Below are 21,472 nucleotides of genomic sequence, written 5' to 3' on the forward strand. Positions count from 1 at the left end.
TATTTCCGGTTTTTACTGAGATCTCTCCCACTGACGTATCATTTGGTCCACCCGAAACAGGTTGGCCAGGGTGAATAACATCGCCAGTTGGTTATCGTTTTTCAGCAGCCCCTTGTATCTGGCTTTCACGAAGCCGAACTGCCGCTTGATGATGCGAAACGGGTGCTCCACCCTGGCACGGATGCTGGCTTTCATGTATTCGATGTTGATGGCCGTTTTGTTCTTGCGCGGATGCTGCTTCAAGGTTTTTACCCTGCCGGGACGCTCGGCGATCAGCCAGTCCACATCCACCTCGGCCAGCTCCTCGCGCTGTGGCGCTCCTTGGTAGCCGGCATCGGCTGAGACAAATTGCTCCTCTCCATGAAGCAGATTACCCAGCTGATTGAGGTCATGCTCGTTGGCCGCGGTGGTGACCAGGCTGTGGGTCAGGCCACTCTTGGCATCGACACCAATGTGGGCCTTCATGCCAAAGTGCCACTGATTGCCTTTCTTGGTCTGATGCATCTCCGGATCGCGTTGCTGCTCTTTGTTCTTGGTAGAGCTGGGTGCCTCAATGATGGTGGCATCCACCAAAGTGCCTTGGGTCATCATGACGCCTGCTTCGGCCAGCCAGCGATTGATGGTCTTGAACAATTGACGGGCCAGTTGATGCTGCTCGAGCAGGTGGCGGAAATTCATGATGGTGGTGCGATCCGGCAGGGCGCTATCCAGGGATAATCGGGCAAACAGGCGCATGGAGGCGATTTCGTACAGGGCATCTTCCATGGCACCGTCGCTCAGGTTGTACCAATGCTGCATGCAGTGAATACGCAGCATGGTCTCCAGCGGATAGGGCCGTCGGCCATTGCCCGCCTTGGGATAAAACGGCTCGATGACAGCGGTCATATTCTGCCATGGCAAAATCTGCTCCATGCGGGAGAGGAAAATCTCTTTTCGGGTCTGACGGCGCTTAGTGCTGAATTCACTATCGGCGAAGGTGAGTTGATGGCTCATGATGTCCCTCTGGGATGCGCTCCGGATGAATATGATGATCTCATATCAGGAACTTGTTCGCACCTTCCTTAACAGAACAACACCTGTAAACATTTTCAAATAATCTTCACTCATAAATCAAATCCGCGATTAAAATTTTGGTTTAAAATCTTCAGAAACGTTCAGGAATTGTTTTGCCAGGTCGTCCTGCGAAATAAAGCCGTATGATAACGGGCGAACACTGCCCTGTTTCGGGTCAACCAGCATCATGGCCGGGAAATATTTCACGCCGAGGCGCTGCGCCTGCCCCTGGTCAGTCCGGGAATCCGGCAACAGCGGATTAATCACGCCATCCACGGAAACGGGAATAACACTCAGACCATACGTATCCCGGAAGCCATTAATGACCTGCGCCAGCTGCCCGTCGATGGGGTCCTGCCCCCGGTAAAAAAACATGATGCCGTAGTATTCAGCCAGTTTCGCAATGGCCTGTCGCTGCTGCGCCTGGTCTGCCGCCAGCTGGTTCCGTACCGTGCCGTTGTAATGGCTGTACTGCAGGTTATAGTCCAGTTCGGGATGTGCCAGCATGGCCTTTTTAGCACTCATGGTGAAAAGCCCGGCCTGCTGAGTCCAGTAATTCTGCAGCCGGAAATATTTCACAAAATTATCCACGCCGGGATACAGAATGGCTTCGTACAGCGCCCGCTTTGTTGCCGTCTGCAGCGCGGCCAGTTTCTGCATAATATCCGGCTCCTGACGGGGGGCTGCAGGTACAGGTTTATTTTCTTTTTCCTTTGGACTTATTTTCTCGTTATACCACTGCCAGCCTGCATCTTTCCCTGACGCCGGAAAAATAAAGCAGCAGAGTAACAGTGGCAGTAATGCTTTATTCATCTTCATTCCTTTCATCATTTTTTCTTTCATCAGCTTTCTGCAGGCCAGTCAGGGCAGAAAAACAAAAATACAGAATAAACAGGAGCACACCGGAGTAAAGGATAACGAAAGCAGCGGCAAGCATCCCGTCTGCCGTGGTTTCTTTTACCGTATCCCACGACCAGATAATTACCGGAGAAATGACAATCGCTGTAATCAAAAGCCGGATAAGAAAATCAACAAGACGATTAGAAGTGAATATGACTTTCATCATTTCCCCCGGTTATTTTCCATTTCTTACTGTCCTGCCTGTTTCAGCTGGTCAGCAATCTGCTCTTTCACTTTCTGCGTCAGAACGCCACTGTCCGGGATTTTCTGGTTATTCATCAGGTCTTCGTAGAAGTTAGTGAAATCCAGTCTGTCGAACTGAATTTTCTGCAGCTCATCAACCGTAATCCCCCGACAGTCAGGATGCTTCGCACTGCCAAACCCGATACGCAACTGCCCGTTACGCCCCTGCTGCTGGACTATCTGCGCCAGCTTCGAATCAAACTGGCAGTAGCTGCGCTTTTTCTGCAGGCAGACCCCCAGCACCTTTTTCGAACAGAACTCACCCACACTCACCGTCAGTTTATTGTCCTTTGCCTTTCCCAGCGCCTTTTCTTCACTGTTGCACTTCGCCAGCCCCACATCCTGACCCCAGCCGCCATCCTTACAGCAGTTACTGAAGCCGGCTGCGGCCTTACGGCAGAATTTCGCCTCACCCGTGAAAGCCCTGACATCCACACCATTCAGGGCGGCAACATCCTTACCTGCGGCGGCAAGCGCAGCCAGCTGTGATACTGCTTCACCAAAATCACTGCTTTTTCCGCTCTGTGCCTTATCGCATTCACCGTCAAGGCAGAAGACATCACCACCACAGACCATCACTTTTCCTGATGTTTTTGACTCGCAGGAGTACGTGGCGTACTCATGCAGACAGGTTCCCTCATCGGAATAAAACGCGCACTGACGTGAGGCCAGCGTACAGGCCGGATTATCGACATATTTCTGACAGGTGCCGTTATCTGCGGACTGAGTGACATATTTATCCCGGTATGCCCAGCATGCCTGTGTGATGCTCCAGGGTTTACCTTCCATCACACCCGTTTTCGTACCACCCGGCTCTGAACACTCAGTGCCTTTCAGCACGCCATCCGCTTTATTAAACGGACAACTCTCCACCCACTCCACCCGGGGAACCCATTCTTTATCACGGACCTTCATCCTGAGTTTCAGCGTAAAGGTGGAAGCACCACTGACAAGCGATTCATAGACTTTCCTGTCACCATTCCCGTGCGGGAGGCAATTACCGTTTGCAGTACAGCCACTACCGGTCAGAACCTGCCCCTGTGTGACAGAAAACCCGGAGGGCACAGGTATGGTGAAAGTCCCGCTCTGTCCTGTAACCAGTTGCACATTAAAGGTTGTGTTCATAAAGTCGTAACGGGAGTTAAGGAAATATAGCCCTGCATGAACCGATAGCGAGGCACTTTCCACTGTCCCGGCAACAGGTACGGTAACGCTGAACACCAGTTTCAGACCGTTCATACTGAACCGGAACTGTGAGTGCGGTATCGTCACCTCACGATATTCATCCGTGTACTTCCAGTCTCCGGTGATACTGGCAGTCCGGGAGCAGTATTCCTCCACCATCGTGTCCCGCTCACAGGTATAGTTTGTGAACTCACTGCGGTTTATCTGCTGCGCACTGCACTGCTGCCCGGTGTTTCCCACAATGCTGTCAGCCCGGTTCACCACATCCCTGCCGGTCTGGATAAACGGCGCATCCGGTGAAAGAATGTCTTTCGGCTTGTTCATGAATGACTCTGTGATAGTTTTTCCGGTTTCACCGGTCGCCCATTCCGTGGTGCCGTCATTTTTCAGGCCGCCATCCCCGCCGGCAGTCACGCCACCGTAATATTTTGTCTCGTCCGGATTCGCGTTATAGCCGGGGATACTCTCCTGTGGCTTAAAGCCCTGAATACTGCTGCTTCCCTGCCCTTTGATCTGGTGAGCAAAATCAGAACCGGCCCGGTAATCACTGTTGCTGTCAGCCTGTGCCATACCGGTAACCAGAGCCAGTATCAGAGGTAAAATACGTTTCATTTCCCGGAATCTCCTTTCCCTGCCAGTAAATCATGAGCCACCTGCCGGCAGTCACCCGTGGCGGCCACTTTCTCCAGCGCCTGGCCGACCCGCAGATTTCCCCGGATGATGTCGTATCCCTGACTGCAGAACACCACCAGTGCCGGTACGCTGCGAATGCCGTACTGTGAAAACAGCGTCGGGTCGATCTGAACACCATCAGTTGCGCCGTCTTTCACCAGGGACAACACGGCTTCAGCGGTGGTCTTCAGGTCATTGTTCACCATGCCCCGCAGTGTGGCCGGAATACCGTAGTGCCGGGTTTCGCCCAGCATCCGTTTCAGCCCCTCTTCGGGAATGGAGAAGGACACAAAGTACACGGCGCCCTGCTGTGGTTTATCCTTCTGAGCAGCCTGCTGTTTACGGACCAGTTCATCGAGAAACTGGTTATCGGAATGCTGAAGGGGATTCGCCCTGACCTGCTGCTCTGCCCATGCCTGCAACTGTATGTCCGGCTTTTCACGTAACTGCTGACTCAGTGTTTCCTGCTGCTTCAGGAACTGGCGGTTTTCAGTTGTGTTCACATTTTCTGAAGCATGAACAGCAAGATGCATCCCTGCTGTCAGAGCAAAAAGTGCAAATATTTTCCGGTTCATGATATTTCTCACTTTCTGCTATTTACAGGCATGAACTCATCAGAAAAAAGATAATTGAGAAAAACAGCCATAAACACACATGTAAATGTCACCTTCAGATATAATCTGACAAGTGTCACTTGTTCTGATATATCTGCCTTCTTCCATTCATGAATAATTTCAGCGAGAAAACTGTCAGGTGCAAAATAAAATAATATAACAGGCACCATTACAAGACCAAAAGGAAATAAATTTAATGTTCTGCTTATCAGCCTGAGCAGCACAGCACCTATTTTCCTGAGGTGCTGAATATATTTACTGTCCATTGTTGCCATTTTCATTTCCTCTTATTCATTAAAATGATTTACAGGAATACACAGTTACGTTTACGCCACATCAGGTAGCCGAAGTTTTTCTTTGTGTTGGGCGGATTTTTTCCCGTCTCCCAGCGCATCACACTGCGCCCGAACGGATGGCACTGTCCGCTGTCCGGATACATATTCACCATCTGATAACGCCAGCGTTCTTTGGGCAGGATTGGGGACGGATATTCATTACAGACGGCGTTATTTTTCCCGATGGTTTCCATAATCATGCCCTGACGGTGCAGCTTGAATGCCATGCGTTCACTGACCAGCAGGGAGGACTGCAACGGACTGGACTCATTACTCACCCAGCCATTGAACGGGTACATACTGCCCTGCGAACCGGCACACCAGAACAGAACATCGAGAGGCATATTAAAGGCACTGGCAATGGCATCTGCTGCGCAGGCCCCCTGTGCTATCGGATTGGCAAAAATGACGGCTTCCGGGTTGAGAATGGTGGTCAGGCTGCTGTCCGTCCAGGTGGGGTCGATTTCAGAAAGATAAGCGATATCCAGGTCACCACCTTCCAGACAGCCCAGCGATGTGATGATGTTCAGCCAGTACGTCAGCGGGTATTTGTACCAGTGAACGTGATAGAACGCCCCGTTCACCTGCTTCTCATCCTTTTTCGCCGTTCCCTGTGCCGTTTTACCAAAAGCCGGCAGGCTGAAGCCCAGGTTCACCATGCATCCCGGTGACCGGGTGACGTCCGTCAGCGCCATCGGCTCCCAGTAACCAATGGCCAGCCCGATACGCCTGAACAGCGGCGGCGGTGCCGGACAAATCTGAATAGGCATCGACGGGTTCGCCGTGTCGGGGACCTTACCCTGGCTGACTTTGATACTGCCCAGCGAGAGCGGGAAAATACAGCTCCAGCAGATATCCGTGATCGGGTTTACAAAACGCCCCTCACAGGCAGAATCCGCAGACGCCGCAGGGACATGACCGGCGAGAAGGAATAACATCAGCAGCCACAGTCTTCGCTTCATTTTCTGCCCTCCTCTGCCGGAATAAATTCCACCTTCAGGAAGCGATCGCCGGGAACGGCGCTCACCCGTGCCGGGACCTGATCAATGCCGAGGCGCTGGCAGAGCACACCGTTCTGGTCAAAGTAAATACGGCTGTCCAGCGCTTTCTGCATCTCCGGGATACTGCCCTGCACGAGGATAATTTTGCTCTCCAGTGTGGGCGGCGTCTGGCGTTTCATCCAGGCCACCTGCGCCGGATCATCGCCATTGATGAAATACAGCGTCTGGTTAAAAGGAACATACTGCAGCGGATTCATCACTTCACCCTGACGGGCAAACACCCGCCCTTCGTTATCCCGGATATCCGCAGCCAGTCTGACGGACGGGTCAAACAACCGGCTGCTGTATTTCTCCGTGCGTCCGATACCGGGCACGGCAGGGGGCCGCAGACTGTTACGGATCACCCGCTCCTTAAAGGCATCCATTTTCCGGCCCATCTCACCGGACTGCTCCAGTGCCGTCAGGCGCTGCATGATCACCGTCAGCATGTCCGGCTCCTTTACCGGCCACAGATCGCCCCAGGTGCCAAGATCGGCGGCGGCCACACTCTGCCCCCATATCAGCAGGGCAATCAGCCCCCGGCATCTCATGGTTCCGCTCTCATTCGCCGGGCAATATCCTGCTGGATTTCCCGGGTGATATCCGGAGCCCCCTGTACCACGGCAGGCGACACCAGAATGACCGCGTGGTGTTTCTGCTGCCACGCCTGCAGGCTGGCTTCCAGTGCCGTGTTAAAACGCGCTGAAAGGGCTTTTGACTGTGCTTCTGACAGTTGTTTCTGACTGGCGCTGTCAAAAAATGCATCCACAGTCTGTTTCATGTTGAAGGCGGCAGTCACCGGTGCGTTCAGTCTGACAATGCCGTAACTGACGGCTGCGTTCAGTAACACCATTGCCAGGCATCCCGGCACCGTCCACCACCAGTGGCTGCGTCGGGGGGCTGTAACATCAGTCGTTTTTTGCGTTGTGGTCATGCAACACTCCTGTATTTCTCATGTTCTTCCAGCCAGGCTTCCAGCGAAGCCATCTCCGGCCCTGACTTCTTCCACGCCAGCTGCCACACCGCCTCATGAATACTCAGCCCCTCTTTACGTTTCTGCTGCACAAACTCAAAATCCGGGCCGTCAGAGCTGTACATGGCGCGACTTAACGGGTCCACAAACAGGCGGTGCCAGGAGGAATGGTTTTCCACCTGCAGCAGGAAGGAACTGAACCACTGGTCTCTGGCCGCACCAAACTTACCAATCATGTCGCGCTGCAGTGGCTGGAACTGGTCCGGATACAGCTGGTTGTATTTTGCGAACTCCTTCGCACTCTGTTTGAGGATAATTTTGTAGGAGGAGTTACCCCATGCCGCACGGGCCGCACTGGAGGCCTTGTCAGAGTCAAAGTCGACGATGTTCTGTGTGATGGTGATATAAGCACCGGTATGACGACGGGCGGTACGGTAACCTTTCTCAATAAACTCACCGACCTTGTAATTTTTGAAGTCCAGCAGACGCCAGCCTTCATCAATGACGTTCAGTTTCTTGAGGTTACGCGGCGTGCGGTACATCCTGTTCTCGATGTAGATAATCAGGGAGAACATCACCGCAACCAGCAGTGACGGACGGTCTTCCAGTCCGCCCAGCTCCAGCACCACCATTTTTGCGTCATCCCGCAGGGACGGCTCATCAGAGTTAAAATACTGACCGTAAGTGCCGTTGGCAGTGTACTGGTCAAGCAGCACAATCATTTCGTCCAGACGGCTGCGGATAGTCGGTGACCCGGCATACTGCTCGCTGTCACTGGCGTTTTTCAGGAAATCCACCACGTCATCAATACGTGCCCTGTTCTCTTTGGCCAGCCAGGAGGCCCTGACCGCCTGCAGCAGCAGACCTTCATGCACTTCATCCAGGTTACCGTTGGGGCTGGCCATCACTGACAACTGGTCACGGACACGCTCCGCTGACTGGTCGATATCGGTGATATTCGCAAACGGGTTAAAACGCAGGGTTTCACCGTCCAGATATACGCCACCCATGTTCTCACACAGGGACTTGTAGCCATCCCCCATGTCGAACACCACGGCAAAGCCCCCGGAGTCCAGCACGCTGCGGATAAGGGGCTGTATCAGTCCGGTTTTACCGGCCCCGGAGGTGCCACAGACCGCCATGTTGTAGTTGGTGTTATTCATCCCCCGGAAGAAAATATCGATAAACGCCAGCTGGTTACGGTAGGTGGGTGCCAGCAGACCTGCCGGTGTCAGGGGGTTATCCGCCACTAACGGCATCAGGTTGGCAACATTAAAGCTCTCTGCGCGCTGAACCACACCGGCCTCTTTCAGCTGTTTAAACAGCCCTTTCCCGGCCATAAAGGGCAGGCAGGTCAGGAAATTGCGCATGTGGTTAAAGCGCGGTGAAATCAGCTCAAAACCGTTTTTACGGAAGCTGTTCAGGATGTCCTGCTCCACTTCCAGTGCCGTTTCATTATTGTCCTTGCAGAAGGCTGTGATGTTGAGGAAGTAGGACACGACAGAAGACTGACCGGAGCCCAGCCGCTGACGCAGTTCCCCCCACTCCTTCGCCTCTTTCTCCACGGACGGAAACCATTTGGCATAGGAGGTCTTCGACTTTTTCTCCAGGTCCATGTACTTCAGGTTGGCTTCGCTGTGGGTTTTCACCTGGTCTTCCACCACCAGAGTCAGCGTCAGGATGAACGGACAGGAGATGGACAGTTCCGGGTTCAGCAGGTTGCTGTAGTTGTCGGCCATATTCCACAGGAAGGCGATTTCCGGGTTACGGGCCAGATGGAAATTCAGGATGCGGGCCGTGCTGTTCCTGCCGTTCTCACGCAGGCCCAGCGTCAGGTAATCAGCCCGGACTTTCAGGTCAAAACTGTCCTCCACACACTGATAATTCAGATCAGAATACGGGTCCAGCTGACGTCTTTTCGGGTACAGGGAGTCCGGGTTATGATTAATCATCTCCCCGACAATATCGATAAAGGCCTGTGCATCCACCGTCTGTGTGGCGATACTGGCCCCCTGTAACGACGCCCGGATGATTTTCACCAGGTTTTCCATTTCCAGAATGTCAGCCCGGCTTTTTTTCTTCGAGGGAGAACAGTACGAGAAGAATACCCGGTAATGGCGCAGGGTCAGGGGCAGATTCATCCCCTCCGGCAGCGGAAACTGTGTCGCTGCCGCGTTCATATAATAGGCACGGGTAATGGCGTTAAACCGTTCAGCCTGTTCACCGGACCAGGAGAACTCACGCAGCCCGTATTCAATTCTGTCACCAACAAGCTGGCTGGACTTCAGATGGATGCAGAACGGCACTCCGCGTGGCAGTTTGGTGCGCAGCATGTGGTCGAGCGCCTCCACAATGGACTCATTCGCCCCATTGATGGGAATGGCTTCCAGCATAAAGCCCATCGTGGTGTCATTCATGAACAGACCGGACTCCTGGTTGTAATCACGGTACGGCAGCAGACGGCTGAACTGCGGGAAGCTCATTTCGCCCAGAACTTCATTGGCCTTTGCGGATTCGTCAGGCAGTTTCAGTGCTGTGACGAGGGAGTTAACCGCCTGAGTGACGGCCTCAAGTGGGTTATTCACATGAATTCCTTAGTTGAAAAATAAAGCGAGAAATGCGGTAGCCATGAAGGGAATACCTGTAATTAACGCGCCATTTCCCGGCGCATATACAAAGATTTCGGTTTTCTGAATATCAACTCATGTTCATCCGGAATTAAATCAATATGTTCTGCGACTGACTTATGCATAATGTTTTCTCTGCTTTTCCTGATACGCCTGACATTCAACGCACAACGTCACACCGGGAAATATTTTCCGCCGGGCTTCCGGAATAGGATTTCCGCATGCTTCACAGAGATAAACAGGAATACCATGAACATTTATTTTCTGGCGTATCCGGTTTATTCCTGTCATGGTCAGTTGTTCTGTCACTGAATATGCTTCATCGGCTTCATCACTCACGGAATATTCCTCCCGACATGTTCTGACACGCTACCGCCCATCCCTTTTCACGCACAGGGCACTCGTTTTACAGGCAGATTTTGAATACAGAAAGCCCGCCGGCATTGCCGGCTGATATACAACTTCAGGGCCAGTTAATTAATACGTGGTTTTCCCCACGCAGACGGTTTAATAACAAAAAACACACTGGATGGCTGATGATAAACATCCTGATTATCAATATAAGGCGCTATCCATAATGCAGCCGTCTGCTCACCCGTTCTTAGCGGGCGGGGAGGTGTTACCGGCGCAACTGAACTGACCGGAACAATCGTTTTCACTTCCCGGGCAGCCGTAAACAACGGACGTGGTGCCAGCAGTTTCTGCTCCGGAAGTGCCGTCACCGCAGGTCTGCTGCCGGACGGAGGGGTCGCGGTGACGGTCTGCACCGGCATTGTCCGGAAGTTCCCTTCAGCCAGGCGCGGCAGTGATGCCGCAACCGGCTTTGCTTCTGAGGACTGCTCCAGTTCTTTGGCCTTCTCATTGGCCTGCTCCATCGTCATACAGGTATCGGATGTGGTGGCGTTACACTCAAATTCCGTACTGGTTCCGGCACAGCCGGAAAGTAATAACGTTCCCAGCAGAGGAATAAATAAAGAAATCTGTTTCATTACCCTTCTCCTTTTTTATTACTCTCCACAACAGCAGAAATTAACTCTACTGTCAGATTTGTTTTTCCTGCACAGGGTTGTCCGGAGACTACTGTATTTCCCGGAGAAGAAAATAAGCTCATCGACATACCCTTCTTCATCACACCGACAGCTGCCATATTAAAATTGTGCGGCAATGATTCAGAACCGAATTCCTTCAGTGCAGGAAGTACGATTCTTGTGGTGCAGTTACTGAGAACAGCATTCATAAAATCATCTGATACGCTTTTATCCGGTACAGAGCGTGCAGTAATAATATTACGCATGTTCATTTTTATCTCCGTTGTTTCTGTTTGCCCTGTCATCAGGGAAATAAACATGGCATTTCCTGATTTTTTCCGACAGAGAAGTATCTTCCGTATAAACTTCCTTCAGATGTTCATCTGCGGTTCCCACCCGGACACATTTCATTTTTCCGGGTCGCACCGGATATTTCCCGGTGATCGCTGCCAGCGAGACATACATCAGTGCCAGTGTTGCCCAGAATGCGGTGACCAGTTGCATCAGTGACCGGTCAGTCTCCCTGACATAATCTGCAGCATCAGCCGCGCGGTAATGGCAGATATCCTGTATTTCTGATCTGCCTGAAGAATCAGAGGAAGAAAACCAGCATTCACTGACCGGGAACTGTCCGGCAGGTGCTGTTTGTCTTACGAAGTTAATCTCCTTAACCAGTAATTTCCCCAGCGTGGTGTTGTCCTTCCATAAAACAAACAGAGCCATCAGGGCCATTGTGGCCAGCGGCCAGATAACCACAAACCTGACGACCCACAGCAGCCAGCGAACGACAAACGCCACACGGAATGTCAGTGCATCACCCGCCATTTCCGCCCTCCTTGCCGGCATCCCCGCCCTGCGGGTTCTTGTCTCCGGACATAAACTGCTGCGGATTCAGATTGCCCAGCTGCTTCAGCATCTGGTCGGTGTTAAAACCGTTCAGGTGGCTTTCTGCCGAGGGAGGATTCGGCACAGGGCTTTCCGGGTTACCCTCTTCCGCTGTACTCTGTGACTGCTCCAGCGCCATTTCCTCCACGGTTTTCAGCTGGAAGCCGTCCTGGAACACCACTGTCACTTCGTTGCCCGCACCAATCGGTATCACCGGGTGATACTGTTCGGCACGTTTGATGTAGTAGTCACTGAGCGTCTGTGCGGCTTTCGATGCGCCGCCACCGATACCCATTTTAAGGACATCGCCGGCCCCGTAAGCGGCTGTGGCACCCAGCCCGACAGCCGGCTGGGAGGCGCGCTCCATTCCCTGACCGATACCGTCAACAAATCCCGCGCCCCATGCCCAGCCGAGGATTTTGCCGTTACGCATCACCACTTCGCCCTTGATACCGTTTTTACCCCGGAAGCTGACATGCCCCTTAATCGGCATATCAATGGTTTTGCCATTCTTCAGGCAGCTGATATTACGGGTGCGAACAATAGCACGTTCACTGGAGACATCCCCCCAGGCTTCCAGCCCCACAAAACATCCCGTTGCGTCATACGTCTTGCTGTTCGGCATTTCCACCAGACCGGTGATACGCAGCTGCATCGGCACCGTGGATTCATTACCGGTGACTGAGGCATTGGCATCCGCCCCTTCAATCAGCATGGCTTTCGCAAAACTTCCTGACGGAATGTACGGCAGCGATGGTCCCTGTTTTCCCTCATTACGGGTAAACACCTTACGCTGTATCCGGTTAGGCACCGGCACAGACTGGTACATCACCTGTGGTGGTGGCGTGACACCATTCCCGGGATAAAACGCCGTCGGCGGTGGAACAGCAACGCTGCCCTGCGGCGGGAAGGATACGGGGGTGTTTCCCGGCTGTGGTTCGCCTTCCGGCCCGGGCGGTGAGGCTGGCGTCTGCGGTACAGGCTCACCGGTCGCCGTGACGGGATTAGCACCCAGGGCTTTTACCTGCTCTGCCAGGGCGGCATTGTCCTGTCCCAGTTTTTCAATACGACGCTGGTCATCACCGCGCTGTTTGTTCAGGACATCCAGTTCACGACGGATTTCCTCATACTGCTTCTGCATCTGCGCTGCCGTCACCTGCATCTCTGTGGTGGCATGCTGACGCACCTTGTCATCAAAGGTCGTATCCACCACACCGGTCATATCCGGCACAGGCTCCTGTTCAGCCACGGTTTCCCCGTTACCGGACATGTCCACATCAGACAGATACAGTGCCCCACCAATCGCGGAGGCTGTACCGACAACCACAATCCCCAGCCACAGGTACTGCTTGCGTTTCACAATGGTGTTGATACTGGCCATCAGTTGCCCTCCCCGTCACGGATGACATACACATCCATGCACGCACCTGCCAGTAACTGGCTGGCAGGCTGGCTGAACATCACGGCACGGGTTCCCGGCTGCCAGAAGTCACTTTCCCGGATATTCAGGGCAGACAGCGTTTTATTTTCCACGGCAAAGCGGACCATCTTCAGGTGATTCCCCGTCCATACGGCATCTGCCACTGAAGACAGCCCCGCCGGGGCCTGCAGGGTTTCCTTTGTCACAGGAACCTGATACCAGCCTGCAGGTAATTTTCCGCCACGGACAGCCTGGCTGATGGTCACAAGCAGGGATTCGTAAGGCGTGGACGTTTCCCACGCACCGGCTTCTTCTCCGGTTCCGCGCAGGTCACTGACCAGCTGAATGGTACGCCCCGCGCCTTCACGGGGAACGGCCTGAATGGAAAGATTCAGACCACGTTCTGTTTCCAGAATGAACGTAAAGGGCTTTTTGTTGACGGTGGCAACCACCACACCGCCGGAGGCGGTCTGCTCATTATTGGTCAGGGCACCATCCAGACTGTTCACGGCGATAATCCGGTCACCGGGAACGGTAAACAGATTCGGGCTGGTATTGCTGATGGCAATACTGGCCTGACCACCGTTCACCATTGGCACCACGGTGGGGGACAGCGTACCGTTTGCGGCCATCACGCTGCAGGAAAAAAACAGGCTGCCGAATATTATTGCCGTATTATTTTTTCTCATCGTCTGTTTCCCCGAAATTATCCAGCCAGGTCACCCCGTTTTCCCGCTTCAGAATAAGGATGTAATGTTTGATATCAGTGAAAGGTTTTGAATCACCAATCCAGGTTTTAAGCACACCACGAATTTCCACACGGCCATACTGAGGCCAGACACGAACACTGGTCTGGAAAAAGGCTGAGTTCACGTTATCGTTTTTAATACGCTTCGCTTCTTCAGCCAGAATAACTTTCATCTGGTTCTGTGCGCCCGGGCGGATATATTTCAGAAGCGCCTGATGTGAGGCATCGACGGTTTCTGATGAAACATTCAGACGGAGGGCAATAAATGACAGCGCCATCTGCTGTAAATAAGAGGCGTCGGCACTGTTCTGTGACACGGCAAAGGGGGCATTAAATGCCATTGGCGTCACGGCAGTGCGTTGCTCATTCTGAAGACGGTAGTTATTCACCCCCTGAATGACGTTAACAGAGAGGCTGAGAACAATAAGCACTGACATAAATATAAAGGCGATGGCCATTACACGACTGGTACTTAAACGGGCACCGTGTTCCATATAACAATCCTGGTATCAGTTCTATTTAACCCACTGCCGGAAACACGAATCGGGAACATTATGAAAAATACCGCGCAGCAGGGCTGTTGGCATATACCAGTAAATCAGGTCTCGTAACCAGGAACTGCCCCGCCCTTTTTTCAGTTTTTTAATCCCGAAATAAACCAGAACCGCTGCACCAATACCGAACAGATATTTTGATGTTGTGATACCCCAGCCAATACAGATTGCGGCGGGGATCAGTTCATCCAGTGGCAGGCCAAACCAGCGGCTCTGGTTGGTCAGTGTTTCCGGGAAACGATATTTCTTAAGTTTATTCTCGTCTCCCGACATCGTTTTATTTCAGGCCAACGACGGCCATACCCACAGCAATAAATACAGAGATGATGGCAAAACCGGCCAGGAACTTGACGTTTTTGGTCATCATGTACATGACCGCACCGACCAGAACTTCAGCCAGAACAACCCATTTAACAACACTGGAGTCCTTACCGAAGGTCGCCTTAACCGTGGTGTTACCGCTTGCCATCAGGTCCTGGCCCTGTGCTGCCATTGCCAGTTGCGGGAAGAACATCATCAGAACAGCAGCAGGGATCACAGCGCGAGCCAGGCGAAGCATATTCAGACGAGTGAATTTAGAAAAAAACGATTTCTTTTTGACGGGCGCAGAAGCACCCTGAACACTTAAAAAGGCGTCCATATGATTCCTCTGTTTAATATTGATAGATAAAAACTAAAGTTCTTTAAATGTTGACTCGTTCTCTTCGATCACCTCCCTGAATATTTCTTCATTATAGAAATCAGGAAACCGTTTCAGATGATCTCTGAGACGGATCTGAACCTCTATAGTTTTACTTCTACCGCTACGATCTTTGGCCCGAATAAGTCGGTTATTTGTATCTTCATCGAGATACACTGAGACTGTTCTGCTTATCCCGCCTCTCGCGTTACGCCTCCTCACTCAATTCACCTCTGTTTCCTGACCAATAAAATCATGATTGCACAGAAATGGCCTGTCGAAAATGGGCCCAAAACGAGCCCTGCTTTATTACATTTTTTTAACACCCATATATTCACTCAAAACATTTAATATTTCGTACATTACACCTGTCTTAATACATTTATTCCTGAACAAATCGAAGGAACCCAATCTTTTATTGATATCCGCATTAATCTTTTTAATCCTTTTTTTAGAAGCCACTTCTGTGATTTTTAATTCTTTAGCTATATTTATATGTTTATACCCTAATGCATAGAAACAAAAAACAACCAATGATTTTGCTGTCATATTCGATATAACAGACTGTACATAGCTATCACGATGATAATAATTTTCTTTTTCCACACGAAAGAATGGATAGTCAGGAAATATATTAATTTGCCATAGAACAACAGATTCTTCATTATAAAATGAAACATTTTCCATCCTTATTTGATAGATTTCTCCATGAAAATTAAAACGACGACAAAATGCGGAACCATGCCCAAGAGACTGGCATTCAAGCTCAAGTGATGAAAGAAAAATTTCAACCTGCAGACGTACATAACTTTCACCAGAGAAGGGTTTATCTTCTTTGGAAAAGAGTTCAATAAAGGCCCCATTGGCATAAAGGATTTTCCTTTTTTTGTTACGGACACAAACAGGAACAGGAGAATTCCTGTAGATATTTTGAACGTTAAGAATGTATTTATTTACAGATTGACTGTTAAGTGGCCTTTCTCTCATCGGCGATTTTTAATATCAAGTTTTAACGTGGCATTAACCACATAATTAATATAACCTTTATGCGGTTAATTGTCATCAAATTGAACCAGATCAAAATCCTGTTATTTGAAGCAAATCAACTTTTAATTCTTTTTTAACCCTCATCATTTTCTGGAAAGAACCTCTCCATCTCAGATGACACCTTCTCCCTGATATCTTCGACCATATTCGCATATTCAAACTTTGGATTTCCGGAGACATGAGGACTGAGAGACTCAATACCCAAAATTTTCGCTACTGATGATTGTGTTTTTACAACGCATTCAAGAAGCAATTTATTAAACTCAGTCTGATTAAATGCAGACTCTTTACGCTCCATCTGAGTCTCATATACACGAAGCCCTAATTCGAGAAGCATAGTGGATATGCTTGAGAAACTTACATCTGTACTTTTAGCTCCTTCTGCACGTCTTCTTTCCACAATTTTATTTATTTTATAGACAATTTCGTCACTGACATAAGCCTGCACTTTCGCCATATGTATACCTCTTTATTTTCTTATCGCATCAAATTTATTTCACATATAAAAAAAAGACAATTCATCGATGAATCGAATCGTGACGCAAGTTACGAAAATTACGATTCATGCAGCAAATCACATCACGAATTGAATCTAGAGTCAATTCGCTTTAACTCGTTGTTTTATTATTACTGATTCATCTATGAGTTGTGTTAAATTCATTGGTGAATCATATGCGATTCACCAATGAATCCTTTTTATAATGTAAAATAAATTAAAATACATTATTTAAAACATAAGTTAATGATTCAAGTAGCAAATCAGCAAAAACTTGTTTTTGCGTAGTGTGTGGTGCTTTTGGTGGTGAGAACCACCAACCTGTTGAGCCTTTTTGTGGAGTGGGTTAAATTATTTACGGATAAAGTCACCAGAGGTGGAAAAATGAAAAAATGGATGTTAGCCATCTGCCTGATGTTTATAAATGAGATCTGCCAAGCCACTGATTGCTTTGATCTTGCAGGCCGGGATTACAAAATAGATCCTGATTTACTGAGAGCAATATCATGGCAAGAATCCCGTTACCGGGTTAATGCCATCGGTATTAATCCGGTAACGGGATATGGCAGCGGACTGATGCAGGTAGATTCCCAGCATTTTAACGAACTGGCCCGCTACGGAATTAAGCCAGAACATCTGACAACAGATCCCTGCATGAACATTTATACCGGTGCTTATTATCTGGCAATAGCATTTAAAAAATGGGGCGTCACCTGGGAGGCCGTTGGTGCATACAATGCCGGATTCAGGAAAACCGAACGCCAGAACCAGAGACGTCTTGCCTACGCATCAGATGTTTACCGGATTTATACCGGGATAAAAAGCAGTAAAGGTATCCGGCTTCCGGCCACGAAGAAATCACTTCCGGAAATTAACAGCGTGCAGAACAATTAATCTTACAGACATTGTCAGATACCGGTTATGCCGCAAAAGCGGCATGGAAGGCCACACACAAAAATATCATATGAGTGACAATACTGACTGGCCGAAGCCCCGCGAAGCGGGAACCCATCTTATATATACCCGGTAACTGCGCAGCCTCCTGCCAGACCATTTTTCGCAGGCACAATATTTACAGACAACCGGAAAGCCGGTTGATGAAATTGAGGTATATCAGACGACACAGCAATGCCGAAAAATGATAATATAAGTAAAGCCCCGAAAATTTTTTCGGGGCTTTACTTATATTATCATGACTTCCACTTTCTGAACTGTTCGGCAATCACCCATAACGCCTTGTTGATTCTTATATCACCATCAATACCTGTAATGGCTCTTGTCCTGGTATTTTTCCCGGAGGCACTTCGCCCCGATAATCCACCTTTTATCATATTCTCCTGAACCCGCTGCCAGGTTGTCCAGAGATCGTTCTGTTTGTCTTCCCGACGACGGGGAGTAATTATCTGTTCAGGTGTCACTGGCGTTTTATTTTCATCTTCATACCTGACCATCAGTGCAGCTCTGCCAAATAAATGTTGCTCGTCACTGTTAAGATGAATTTCTTTCATCGCCTCCATATTATCAGTGACCTTATCAAAGACACCGAGCACTTCATACGCTCCCTCGATAACCTGCCCGACAATATCACCTTTATGTGGAACGCGGATTTCGCCAAAATTATTTCCGCACACCAGGCCATTTGTGCAGACAAAACGAAAAATTCCGGGGATCATCTGATAACTGGATGAACCATCATGTGAATTAAGCAGGATAATTTCAGGAACTTCCTGTCCGTTAATATGCCCTTCCCTGCGAAGACGTAACATATGTTTACTGTATTCGCGACGTCCCAAATCACGAACCCGACTCTGACAGGCAAAGAATGGCTGGAAACCTTCATCACGTAACTTATTGATGATATTGATTGTTGGAATATACGTATAACGTTCACTCCGGGACTCATGTTTATCACCGGAAAATACCGAAGGCACGAACTGCATTAATTCATCATCCGTTAAAGGACGTTCACGGCGGATGGAATTATACCGACCAAAACGGGAAGCTAATCGCATAACAGCTACTCCTTTATGAAAGAATAAATTTAATAAAAAATTTTTCCGCTTAATATCATCCCCCCCGATCTCCATTAACAAGATTGCAACAATCAGGAGGGGTATTCATCACATCCGGTCAGCAGATCGCCCGGATATCGAGGCCGGCACGCTTAATCTGACGCAGGAACTGTTTGAAGTGATCGGCTTCCGCAATGTTGATATGGCGGAACTGCTTATCCACACCCTGACTGAGCGCGTAGCTATAACTGAAGGCCATCTTTTCCGGGTGGCTTTTGCGATATTTTTTCAGCTCAGTCAGGCTGCTGAATTCCAGGACGTCCCACTCTTCCCCGGTGTTTTTTTTCTTCCCGGCAACAAGAAGCGTGTACGACGCGGTGTTAACGTGGATATTTCGGGTACTCATCCTGCTTTCTCCTCTCTCTGGTTTTCAGCCCCCATCATCTGTTGAGTTTCGGGAGCCGCGGTTTTGACGTTTTGCGGGGACCTGCCTTTTGTTCCCTCCGGTATTCACCATCACCTTTTTGAGAACCTTCGCCGCAAGGGGCATCACTGCCACGGACGGAAACGACTGTCCGGGGGCAGACCGCAAAAGTTTTTGCCTGCTTCTGGGCAAAAAGTTTTGCGGGATGTACATTTCACCCCTGGACTGGCGGAGACGGTTGTGGCTGTCTTTGCCCCCGGCGACAGGGGCTTAAACAGGTGAATGGCACCGGACAGAACAACGGGCAGGGACCCGCCGCAACGACGTGAAGCGCGGTTTGCGAAACGGCGTTGCCCCTTACATCCCGGCGGTCTTTTGCCGGGATGCCAGGAGCGCAGGCCACGGCGCGACAGAGGCGGCGCGACCGGAACGGTCGCTGCAAGCCCGGGGTTTTCACGCATCGGACCGTAGCGACAGCCCGAAACCGCGCCAGCGGGTTCGGCGGAGACTGGCAGGTGCGCCAGCAGCTGCCTGTCGGAGTCGGGCCTGACGACCGGATGCCGCCAGGCAGCCGGGAGCCGAAGGTGCGCCCGGCAGACAGGACAACACTGCAGTAGTCAGAATCAGAGCAGGAAGAAAAAGAGAATAATCACAGGGAAGGTGATGTGATTTCTGACAGGCCATAACCAGAGAAGGCGGGGGAAAAGAACGGGCGCCGCAGGCGCGCGTTCATCCCCGTTCCTGAAGGGAAACGACCTTCCTGAAGTCAGGTTGTTCATGCCCGTACAACATCAGCAAGGAGAAAGGGGCTACCGGCGAACCAGCAGCCCCTTTATAAAGGCGCTTCAGTAGTCAGACCAGCATCAGTCCTGAAAAGGCGGGCCTGCGCCCGCCTCCAGGTTGCTACTTACCGGATTCGTAAGCCATGAAAGCCGCCACCTCCCTGTGTCCGTCTCTGTAACGAATCTCGCACAGCGATTTTCGTGTCAGATAAGTGAATATCAACAGTGTGAGACACACGATCAACACACACCAGACAAGGGAACTTCGTGGTAGTTTCATGGCCTTCTTCTCCTTGCGCAAAGCGCGGTAAGAGGCTATCCTGATGTGGACTAGACATAGGGATGCCTCGTGGTGGTTAATGAAAATTAACTTACTACGGGGCTATCTTCTTTCTGCCACACAACACGGCAACAAACCACCTTCACGTCATGAGGCAGAAAGCCTCAAGCGCCGGGCACATCATAGCCCATATACCTGCACGCTGACCACACTCACTTTCCCTGAAAATAATCCGCTCATTCAGACCGTTCACGGGAAATCCGTGTGATTGTTGCCGCATCACGCTGCCTCCCGGAGTTTGTTCGGCACCATCCACCGCTCCATCTCACGAACAGCATGACCGACCACCCTTGCCGCCATACCAGCCTCTGCGATGACCTGCCAGAATGGCATATCCTGCCACTGCCAGCGTTCCATTCCGGCCAGTGACGGAAAACGCTCGCCCCACTGCCAGAACAGGGTTTCCAGGTCATGCTCTGCCACCCGGTCACTCCAGCGTGCATGCCAGCTTCCGACTGTTTCCGGCGAATGGAATGCCAGTTCGATTTCAGCCTGAGCGACCAGCGCCTGGTACGCACGGGCTTTCTGCTCTGCCTCCCTCGCCTGCTGGCGGCTGTACTTCTGCATGACCAGCGCGGATTTATGGCGACTGCGTTCCCTGACACGAAACCGCACCGACGGGAACAAGCGCTCTGCTGCATCACCGGGAAGGGGAAGGAGGCAGACCTCGCCCTGTGTTTCAATCAGCACATCGATGGCATACAGCCACTGAAGACGGTTGCCGTGCAGTTCTTCTGCGGTCAGGGACGGCATGAAAAATCGCAGGTCAGACAGCGATATCCTGCGGCTTCCGTTCAGACAGCGGAAAAACGCCCCCGCATACGGATATTCAGCCAGCGTGTTACCCTGATGGCGGCGTTTTTCGGTCTCCGCCACCGCCCGCCATGCGGCCTGTTGCTCTGTGCTGAGAGGAACCAGTGCCTGTGAACGTGCGCTCATGCCTGACCTCCTTCCGCCATCAGGATATGGATGATGTCACTGACGCTGTACCCCTGCGCGTCCAGTGACGCCGCCAGTGCCAGTGAATGGCTGACGGCTTCCGGTGCAAACCGCCGCTGTACCTGAACCACCGCAAACGGCTCACCACCGGCATTCACCAGAACCAGCACCCAGACCTGAGAGACATCGCCCGGTGAACATAACGCCAGGTGGAAACGTTCGTGGGCTGGCGTGAAACGAACCTGGACGGGGAAAAAGCCCCCGAACTCACTGCCATACTCGCCATTCATCATCCAGTTGTCCGGCGCATCCAGTTCCCGCATCACGGCGTGTGTCAGCTCACGACGTTCATCACTTCCGGCTGCCCGGATATCTTCATATTCCTGTGCGCTCATGGTCTGTAATACATTCAGGGTCAGTTCAGTTTTCATCACGGTATCTCCCTTGCTGCCGCCCCGTCTCCGGCGGGGCGGTGT

Annotated in this window: 30 protein-coding genes and 2 pseudogenes; 2 read left to right on the forward strand and 30 right to left on the reverse strand. The window is 51.0% G+C overall.

Annotation, left to right across the window (positions count from 1 at the left end; translation table 11 throughout):
- Positions 1–12: 12 nt before the first annotated feature.
- From SK33_RS25955 to traM, 22 genes are all read right to left on the reverse strand, one after another.
- Positions 13–993 carry an IS5-like element ISKpn26 family transposase gene (locus SK33_RS25955; protein ID WP_000019450.1) on the reverse strand — a complete coding sequence of 327 codons (981 nt, stop codon included), beginning with the start codon at positions 991–993 and terminating at the stop codon, positions 13–15.
- Between the two features lie 129 nt (positions 994–1,122).
- Positions 1,123–1,866 carry a type-F conjugative transfer system pilin assembly protein TraF gene (gene traF, locus SK33_RS25960; RefSeq protein WP_001030401.1) on the reverse strand — a complete coding sequence of 248 codons (744 nt, stop codon included), beginning with the start codon at positions 1,864–1,866 and terminating at the stop codon, positions 1,123–1,125.
- Positions 1,859–2,116 carry a conjugal transfer protein TrbE gene (locus tag SK33_RS25965; protein ID WP_000864347.1) on the reverse strand — a complete coding sequence of 86 codons (258 nt, stop codon included), beginning with the start codon at positions 2,114–2,116 and terminating at the stop codon, positions 1,859–1,861. The genes traF and SK33_RS25965 overlap by 8 nt, the downstream gene beginning before the upstream one ends.
- A gap of 26 nt (positions 2,117–2,142) precedes the next feature.
- Positions 2,143–3,993 (reverse strand): type-F conjugative transfer system mating-pair stabilization protein TraN, encoded by a 1,851-nt coding sequence (gene traN / locus SK33_RS25970; RefSeq protein WP_000821866.1) that lies wholly within the window; start codon positions 3,991–3,993, stop codon positions 2,143–2,145.
- Positions 3,990–4,628: a type-F conjugative transfer system pilin assembly protein TrbC gene (gene trbC / locus SK33_RS25975; protein ID WP_001080259.1), complete on the reverse strand. Its 639-nt coding sequence runs from the start codon at positions 4,626–4,628 to the stop codon at positions 3,990–3,992. The genes traN and trbC overlap by 4 nt, the downstream gene beginning before the upstream one ends.
- An 8-nt stretch (positions 4,629–4,636) precedes the next feature.
- Positions 4,637–4,942 carry a hypothetical protein gene (locus tag SK33_RS25980; RefSeq protein ID WP_000224413.1) on the reverse strand — a complete coding sequence of 102 codons (306 nt, stop codon included), beginning with the start codon at positions 4,940–4,942 and terminating at the stop codon, positions 4,637–4,639.
- A gap of 29 nt (positions 4,943–4,971) precedes the next feature.
- Positions 4,972–5,964: a conjugal transfer pilus assembly protein TraU gene (gene traU / locus SK33_RS25985; protein WP_000830190.1), complete on the reverse strand. Its 993-nt coding sequence runs from the start codon at positions 5,962–5,964 to the stop codon at positions 4,972–4,974.
- A complete protein-coding gene (gene traW, locus SK33_RS25990) occupies positions 5,961–6,593 on the reverse strand; it encodes a type-F conjugative transfer system protein TraW (protein ID WP_001203727.1) in 633 nt (210 codons plus the stop codon). Before traW ends, traU begins: the two co-directional genes overlap by 4 nt.
- Entirely contained in the window at positions 6,590–6,976 is a 387-nt protein-coding gene (gene trbI / locus SK33_RS25995) for a type-F conjugative transfer system protein TrbI (RefSeq protein ID WP_000214084.1), read from the reverse strand. The genes traW and trbI overlap by 4 nt, the downstream gene beginning before the upstream one ends.
- A complete protein-coding gene (traC, locus tag SK33_RS26000) occupies positions 6,973–9,600 on the reverse strand; it encodes a type IV secretion system protein TraC (RefSeq protein ID WP_001064258.1) in 2,628 nt (875 codons plus the stop codon). The genes trbI and traC overlap by 4 nt, the downstream gene beginning before the upstream one ends.
- Positions 9,601–9,759: 159 nt before the next feature.
- Positions 9,760–9,981: a conjugal transfer protein TraR gene (gene traR / locus SK33_RS26005; protein ID WP_001278694.1), complete on the reverse strand. Its 222-nt coding sequence runs from the start codon at positions 9,979–9,981 to the stop codon at positions 9,760–9,762.
- A 134-nt stretch (positions 9,982–10,115) separates the two neighbouring features.
- A complete protein-coding gene (gene traV / locus SK33_RS26010) occupies positions 10,116–10,631 on the reverse strand; it encodes a type IV conjugative transfer system lipoprotein TraV (RefSeq protein WP_000809886.1) in 516 nt (171 codons plus the stop codon).
- A complete protein-coding gene (locus tag SK33_RS26015; RefSeq protein WP_001057272.1) occupies positions 10,631–10,942 on the reverse strand; it encodes a conjugal transfer protein TrbD in 312 nt (103 codons plus the stop codon). Before SK33_RS26015 ends, traV begins: the two co-directional genes overlap by 1 nt.
- Positions 10,929–11,495 (reverse strand): conjugal transfer pilus-stabilizing protein TraP, encoded by a 567-nt coding sequence (gene traP, locus SK33_RS26020; RefSeq protein WP_001617877.1) that lies wholly within the window; start codon positions 11,493–11,495, stop codon positions 10,929–10,931. Before traP ends, SK33_RS26015 begins: the two co-directional genes overlap by 14 nt.
- Positions 11,485–12,936 carry an F-type conjugal transfer pilus assembly protein TraB gene (gene traB / locus SK33_RS26025; protein ID WP_000146687.1) on the reverse strand — a complete coding sequence of 484 codons (1,452 nt, stop codon included), beginning with the start codon at positions 12,934–12,936 and terminating at the stop codon, positions 11,485–11,487. The genes traP and traB overlap by 11 nt, the downstream gene beginning before the upstream one ends.
- Complete coding sequence (gene traK / locus SK33_RS26030; protein WP_001230808.1) at positions 12,936–13,664, reverse strand: type-F conjugative transfer system secretin TraK; 729 nt, start codon at positions 13,662–13,664, stop codon at positions 12,936–12,938. Before traK ends, traB begins: the two co-directional genes overlap by 1 nt.
- On the reverse strand, positions 13,651–14,217 hold the full coding sequence (gene traE, locus SK33_RS26035) for a type IV conjugative transfer system protein TraE (protein ID WP_000399791.1): 567 nt from the start codon (positions 14,215–14,217) through the stop codon (positions 13,651–13,653). Before traE ends, traK begins: the two co-directional genes overlap by 14 nt.
- Positions 14,218–14,238: 21 nt before the next feature.
- The gene (gene traL / locus SK33_RS26040) at positions 14,239–14,550 is read right to left on the reverse strand and encodes a type IV conjugative transfer system protein TraL (RefSeq protein WP_000012107.1); all 312 of its coding nucleotides are present in this window, start codon (positions 14,548–14,550) and stop codon (positions 14,239–14,241) included.
- 4 nt (positions 14,551–14,554) lie between these two features.
- On the reverse strand, positions 14,555–14,917 hold the full coding sequence (gene traA / locus SK33_RS26045; protein ID WP_000338606.1) for a type IV conjugative transfer system pilin TraA: 363 nt from the start codon (positions 14,915–14,917) through the stop codon (positions 14,555–14,557).
- Between the two features lie 33 nt (positions 14,918–14,950).
- On the reverse strand, positions 14,951–15,178 hold the full coding sequence (traY, locus tag SK33_RS26050; protein ID WP_001254388.1) for a conjugal transfer relaxosome protein TraY: 228 nt from the start codon (positions 15,176–15,178) through the stop codon (positions 14,951–14,953).
- Positions 15,179–15,265: 87 nt separating this feature from the next.
- Positions 15,266–15,943 (reverse strand): PAS domain-containing protein, encoded by a 678-nt coding sequence (locus SK33_RS26055; protein WP_001348626.1) that lies wholly within the window; start codon positions 15,941–15,943, stop codon positions 15,266–15,268.
- Positions 15,944–16,076: 133 nt separating this feature from the next.
- Positions 16,077–16,460: a conjugal transfer relaxosome DNA-binding protein TraM gene (gene traM / locus SK33_RS26060; RefSeq protein ID WP_001151566.1), complete on the reverse strand. Its 384-nt coding sequence runs from the start codon at positions 16,458–16,460 to the stop codon at positions 16,077–16,079.
- 330 nt (positions 16,461–16,790) lie between these two features.
- Between traM and SK33_RS26065 the strand changes: the two genes are divergently transcribed.
- On the forward strand, positions 16,791–17,393 hold the full coding sequence (locus tag SK33_RS26065) for a transglycosylase SLT domain-containing protein (protein ID WP_000243712.1): 603 nt from the start codon (positions 16,791–16,793) through the stop codon (positions 17,391–17,393).
- Positions 17,394–17,689: 296 nt separating this feature from the next.
- Here the strand turns inward: SK33_RS26065 and SK33_RS26070 are convergent, their stop codons facing one another.
- From SK33_RS26070 to SK33_RS26080, 3 genes are all read right to left on the reverse strand, one after another.
- A complete protein-coding gene (locus SK33_RS26070; RefSeq protein WP_001234469.1) occupies positions 17,690–18,511 on the reverse strand; it encodes a DUF932 domain-containing protein in 822 nt (273 codons plus the stop codon).
- Positions 18,512–18,629: 118 nt separating this feature from the next.
- Positions 18,630–18,917, reverse strand: coding sequence for a hypothetical protein (locus tag SK33_RS26075; RefSeq protein ID WP_000107535.1), 288 nt, complete (start codon positions 18,915–18,917; stop codon positions 18,630–18,632).
- A gap of 24 nt (positions 18,918–18,941) precedes the next feature.
- The gene (locus SK33_RS26080) at positions 18,942–19,148 is read right to left on the reverse strand and encodes a hypothetical protein (RefSeq protein WP_000275859.1); all 207 of its coding nucleotides are present in this window, start codon (positions 19,146–19,148) and stop codon (positions 18,942–18,944) included.
- 69 nt (positions 19,149–19,217) lie between these two features.
- On the opposite strand from SK33_RS26080, the pseudogene SK33_RS26580 reads away from it, so the two are divergent.
- Positions 19,218–19,391 (forward strand): annotated as a pseudogene (locus SK33_RS26580) (hypothetical protein); the annotation flags it as partial.
- Here the strand turns inward: SK33_RS26580 and SK33_RS26585 are convergent.
- The 5 genes and pseudogenes from SK33_RS26585 to psiB all read right to left on the reverse strand — a co-directional run bounded on the left by SK33_RS26585 (position 19,389) and on the right by psiB (position 21,427).
- A complete protein-coding gene (locus SK33_RS26585) occupies positions 19,389–19,619 on the reverse strand; it encodes a hypothetical protein (RefSeq protein WP_001426396.1) in 231 nt (76 codons plus the stop codon). The pseudogene SK33_RS26580 and the gene SK33_RS26585 overlap by 3 nt on opposite strands.
- Positions 19,620–19,838: 219 nt before the next feature.
- Positions 19,839–19,964 (reverse strand): type I toxin-antitoxin system Hok family toxin, encoded by a 126-nt coding sequence (locus SK33_RS26085; protein WP_001372321.1) that lies wholly within the window; start codon positions 19,962–19,964, stop codon positions 19,839–19,841.
- A pseudogene (gene mok / locus SK33_RS26590) lies at positions 19,906–20,055 on the reverse strand (plasmid maintenance protein Mok); the annotation flags it as partial. The pseudogene mok and the gene SK33_RS26085, both read right to left, overlap by 59 nt.
- Positions 20,056–20,276: 221 nt before the next feature.
- The gene (locus SK33_RS26090; protein ID WP_001276232.1) at positions 20,277–20,996 is read right to left on the reverse strand and encodes a plasmid SOS inhibition protein A; all 720 of its coding nucleotides are present in this window, start codon (positions 20,994–20,996) and stop codon (positions 20,277–20,279) included.
- A complete protein-coding gene (psiB, locus tag SK33_RS26095; RefSeq protein WP_000845940.1) occupies positions 20,993–21,427 on the reverse strand; it encodes a conjugation system SOS inhibitor PsiB in 435 nt (144 codons plus the stop codon). The genes SK33_RS26090 and psiB overlap by 4 nt, the downstream gene beginning before the upstream one ends.
- Positions 21,428–21,472: the final 45 nt, after the last annotated feature.

The organism is Citrobacter sp. MGH103 (assembly GCF_001034475.2).
Taxonomy (GTDB): Bacteria; Pseudomonadota; Gammaproteobacteria; order Enterobacterales; family Enterobacteriaceae; genus Citrobacter; species Citrobacter freundii.

What these genes read in the sequence shown, in the direction of transcription:
- traB (WP_000146687.1), bottom strand. Translation starts at nt 12,936, where the DNA reads ATGGCCAGTATCAACACCATTGTGAAACGCAAGCAGTACCTGTGGCTG.
- traL (WP_000012107.1), bottom strand. Translation starts at nt 14,550, where the DNA reads ATGTCGGGAGACGAGAATAAACTTAAGAAATATCGTTTCCCGGAAACA.
- traE (WP_000399791.1), bottom strand. Translation starts at nt 14,217, where the DNA reads ATGGAACACGGTGCCCGTTTAAGTACCAGTCGTGTAATGGCCATCGCC.
- SK33_RS25980 (WP_000224413.1), bottom strand. Translation starts at nt 4,942, where the DNA reads ATGGCAACAATGGACAGTAAATATATTCAGCACCTCAGGAAAATAGGT.
- SK33_RS25965 (WP_000864347.1), bottom strand. Translation starts at nt 2,116, where the DNA reads ATGAAAGTCATATTCACTTCTAATCGTCTTGTTGATTTTCTTATCCGG.
- trbC (WP_001080259.1), bottom strand. Translation starts at nt 4,628, where the DNA reads ATGAACCGGAAAATATTTGCACTTTTTGCTCTGACAGCAGGGATGCAT.
- SK33_RS26080 (WP_000275859.1), bottom strand. Translation starts at nt 19,148, where the DNA reads ATGTACATCCCGCAAAACTTTTTGCCCAGAAGCAGGCAAAAACTTTTG.
- traW (WP_001203727.1), bottom strand. Translation starts at nt 6,593, where the DNA reads ATGAGATGCCGGGGGCTGATTGCCCTGCTGATATGGGGGCAGAGTGTG.
- SK33_RS25955 (WP_000019450.1), bottom strand. Translation starts at nt 993, where the DNA reads ATGAGCCATCAACTCACCTTCGCCGATAGTGAATTCAGCACTAAGCGC.
- traM (WP_001151566.1), bottom strand. Translation starts at nt 16,460, where the DNA reads ATGGCGAAAGTGCAGGCTTATGTCAGTGACGAAATTGTCTATAAAATA.
- traV (WP_000809886.1), bottom strand. Translation starts at nt 10,631, where the DNA reads ATGAAACAGATTTCTTTATTTATTCCTCTGCTGGGAACGTTATTACTT.
- SK33_RS26090 (WP_001276232.1), bottom strand. Translation starts at nt 20,996, where the DNA reads ATGAGCGCACGTTCACAGGCACTGGTTCCTCTCAGCACAGAGCAACAG.
- traA (WP_000338606.1), bottom strand. Translation starts at nt 14,917, where the DNA reads ATGGACGCCTTTTTAAGTGTTCAGGGTGCTTCTGCGCCCGTCAAAAAG.
- SK33_RS26075 (WP_000107535.1), bottom strand. Translation starts at nt 18,917, where the DNA reads ATGAGTACCCGAAATATCCACGTTAACACCGCGTCGTACACGCTTCTT.
- traP (WP_001617877.1), bottom strand. Translation starts at nt 11,495, where the DNA reads ATGGCGGGTGATGCACTGACATTCCGTGTGGCGTTTGTCGTTCGCTGG.
- traN (WP_000821866.1), bottom strand. Translation starts at nt 3,993, where the DNA reads ATGAAACGTATTTTACCTCTGATACTGGCTCTGGTTACCGGTATGGCA.
- trbI (WP_000214084.1), bottom strand. Translation starts at nt 6,976, where the DNA reads ATGACCACAACGCAAAAAACGACTGATGTTACAGCCCCCCGACGCAGC.
- SK33_RS26055 (WP_001348626.1), bottom strand. Translation starts at nt 15,943, where the DNA reads ATGAGAGAAAGGCCACTTAACAGTCAATCTGTAAATAAATACATTCTT.
- traK (WP_001230808.1), bottom strand. Translation starts at nt 13,664, where the DNA reads ATGAGAAAAAATAATACGGCAATAATATTCGGCAGCCTGTTTTTTTCC.
- SK33_RS26070 (WP_001234469.1), bottom strand. Translation starts at nt 18,511, where the DNA reads ATGCGATTAGCTTCCCGTTTTGGTCGGTATAATTCCATCCGCCGTGAA.
- psiB (WP_000845940.1), bottom strand. Translation starts at nt 21,427, where the DNA reads ATGAAAACTGAACTGACCCTGAATGTATTACAGACCATGAGCGCACAG.
- traF (WP_001030401.1), bottom strand. Translation starts at nt 1,866, where the DNA reads ATGAATAAAGCATTACTGCCACTGTTACTCTGCTGCTTTATTTTTCCG.
- SK33_RS26585 (WP_001426396.1), bottom strand. Translation starts at nt 19,619, where the DNA reads ATGGCCTGTCAGAAATCACATCACCTTCCCTGTGATTATTCTCTTTTT.
- traU (WP_000830190.1), bottom strand. Translation starts at nt 5,964, where the DNA reads ATGAAGCGAAGACTGTGGCTGCTGATGTTATTCCTTCTCGCCGGTCAT.
- SK33_RS26015 (WP_001057272.1), bottom strand. Translation starts at nt 10,942, where the DNA reads ATGAACATGCGTAATATTATTACTGCACGCTCTGTACCGGATAAAAGC.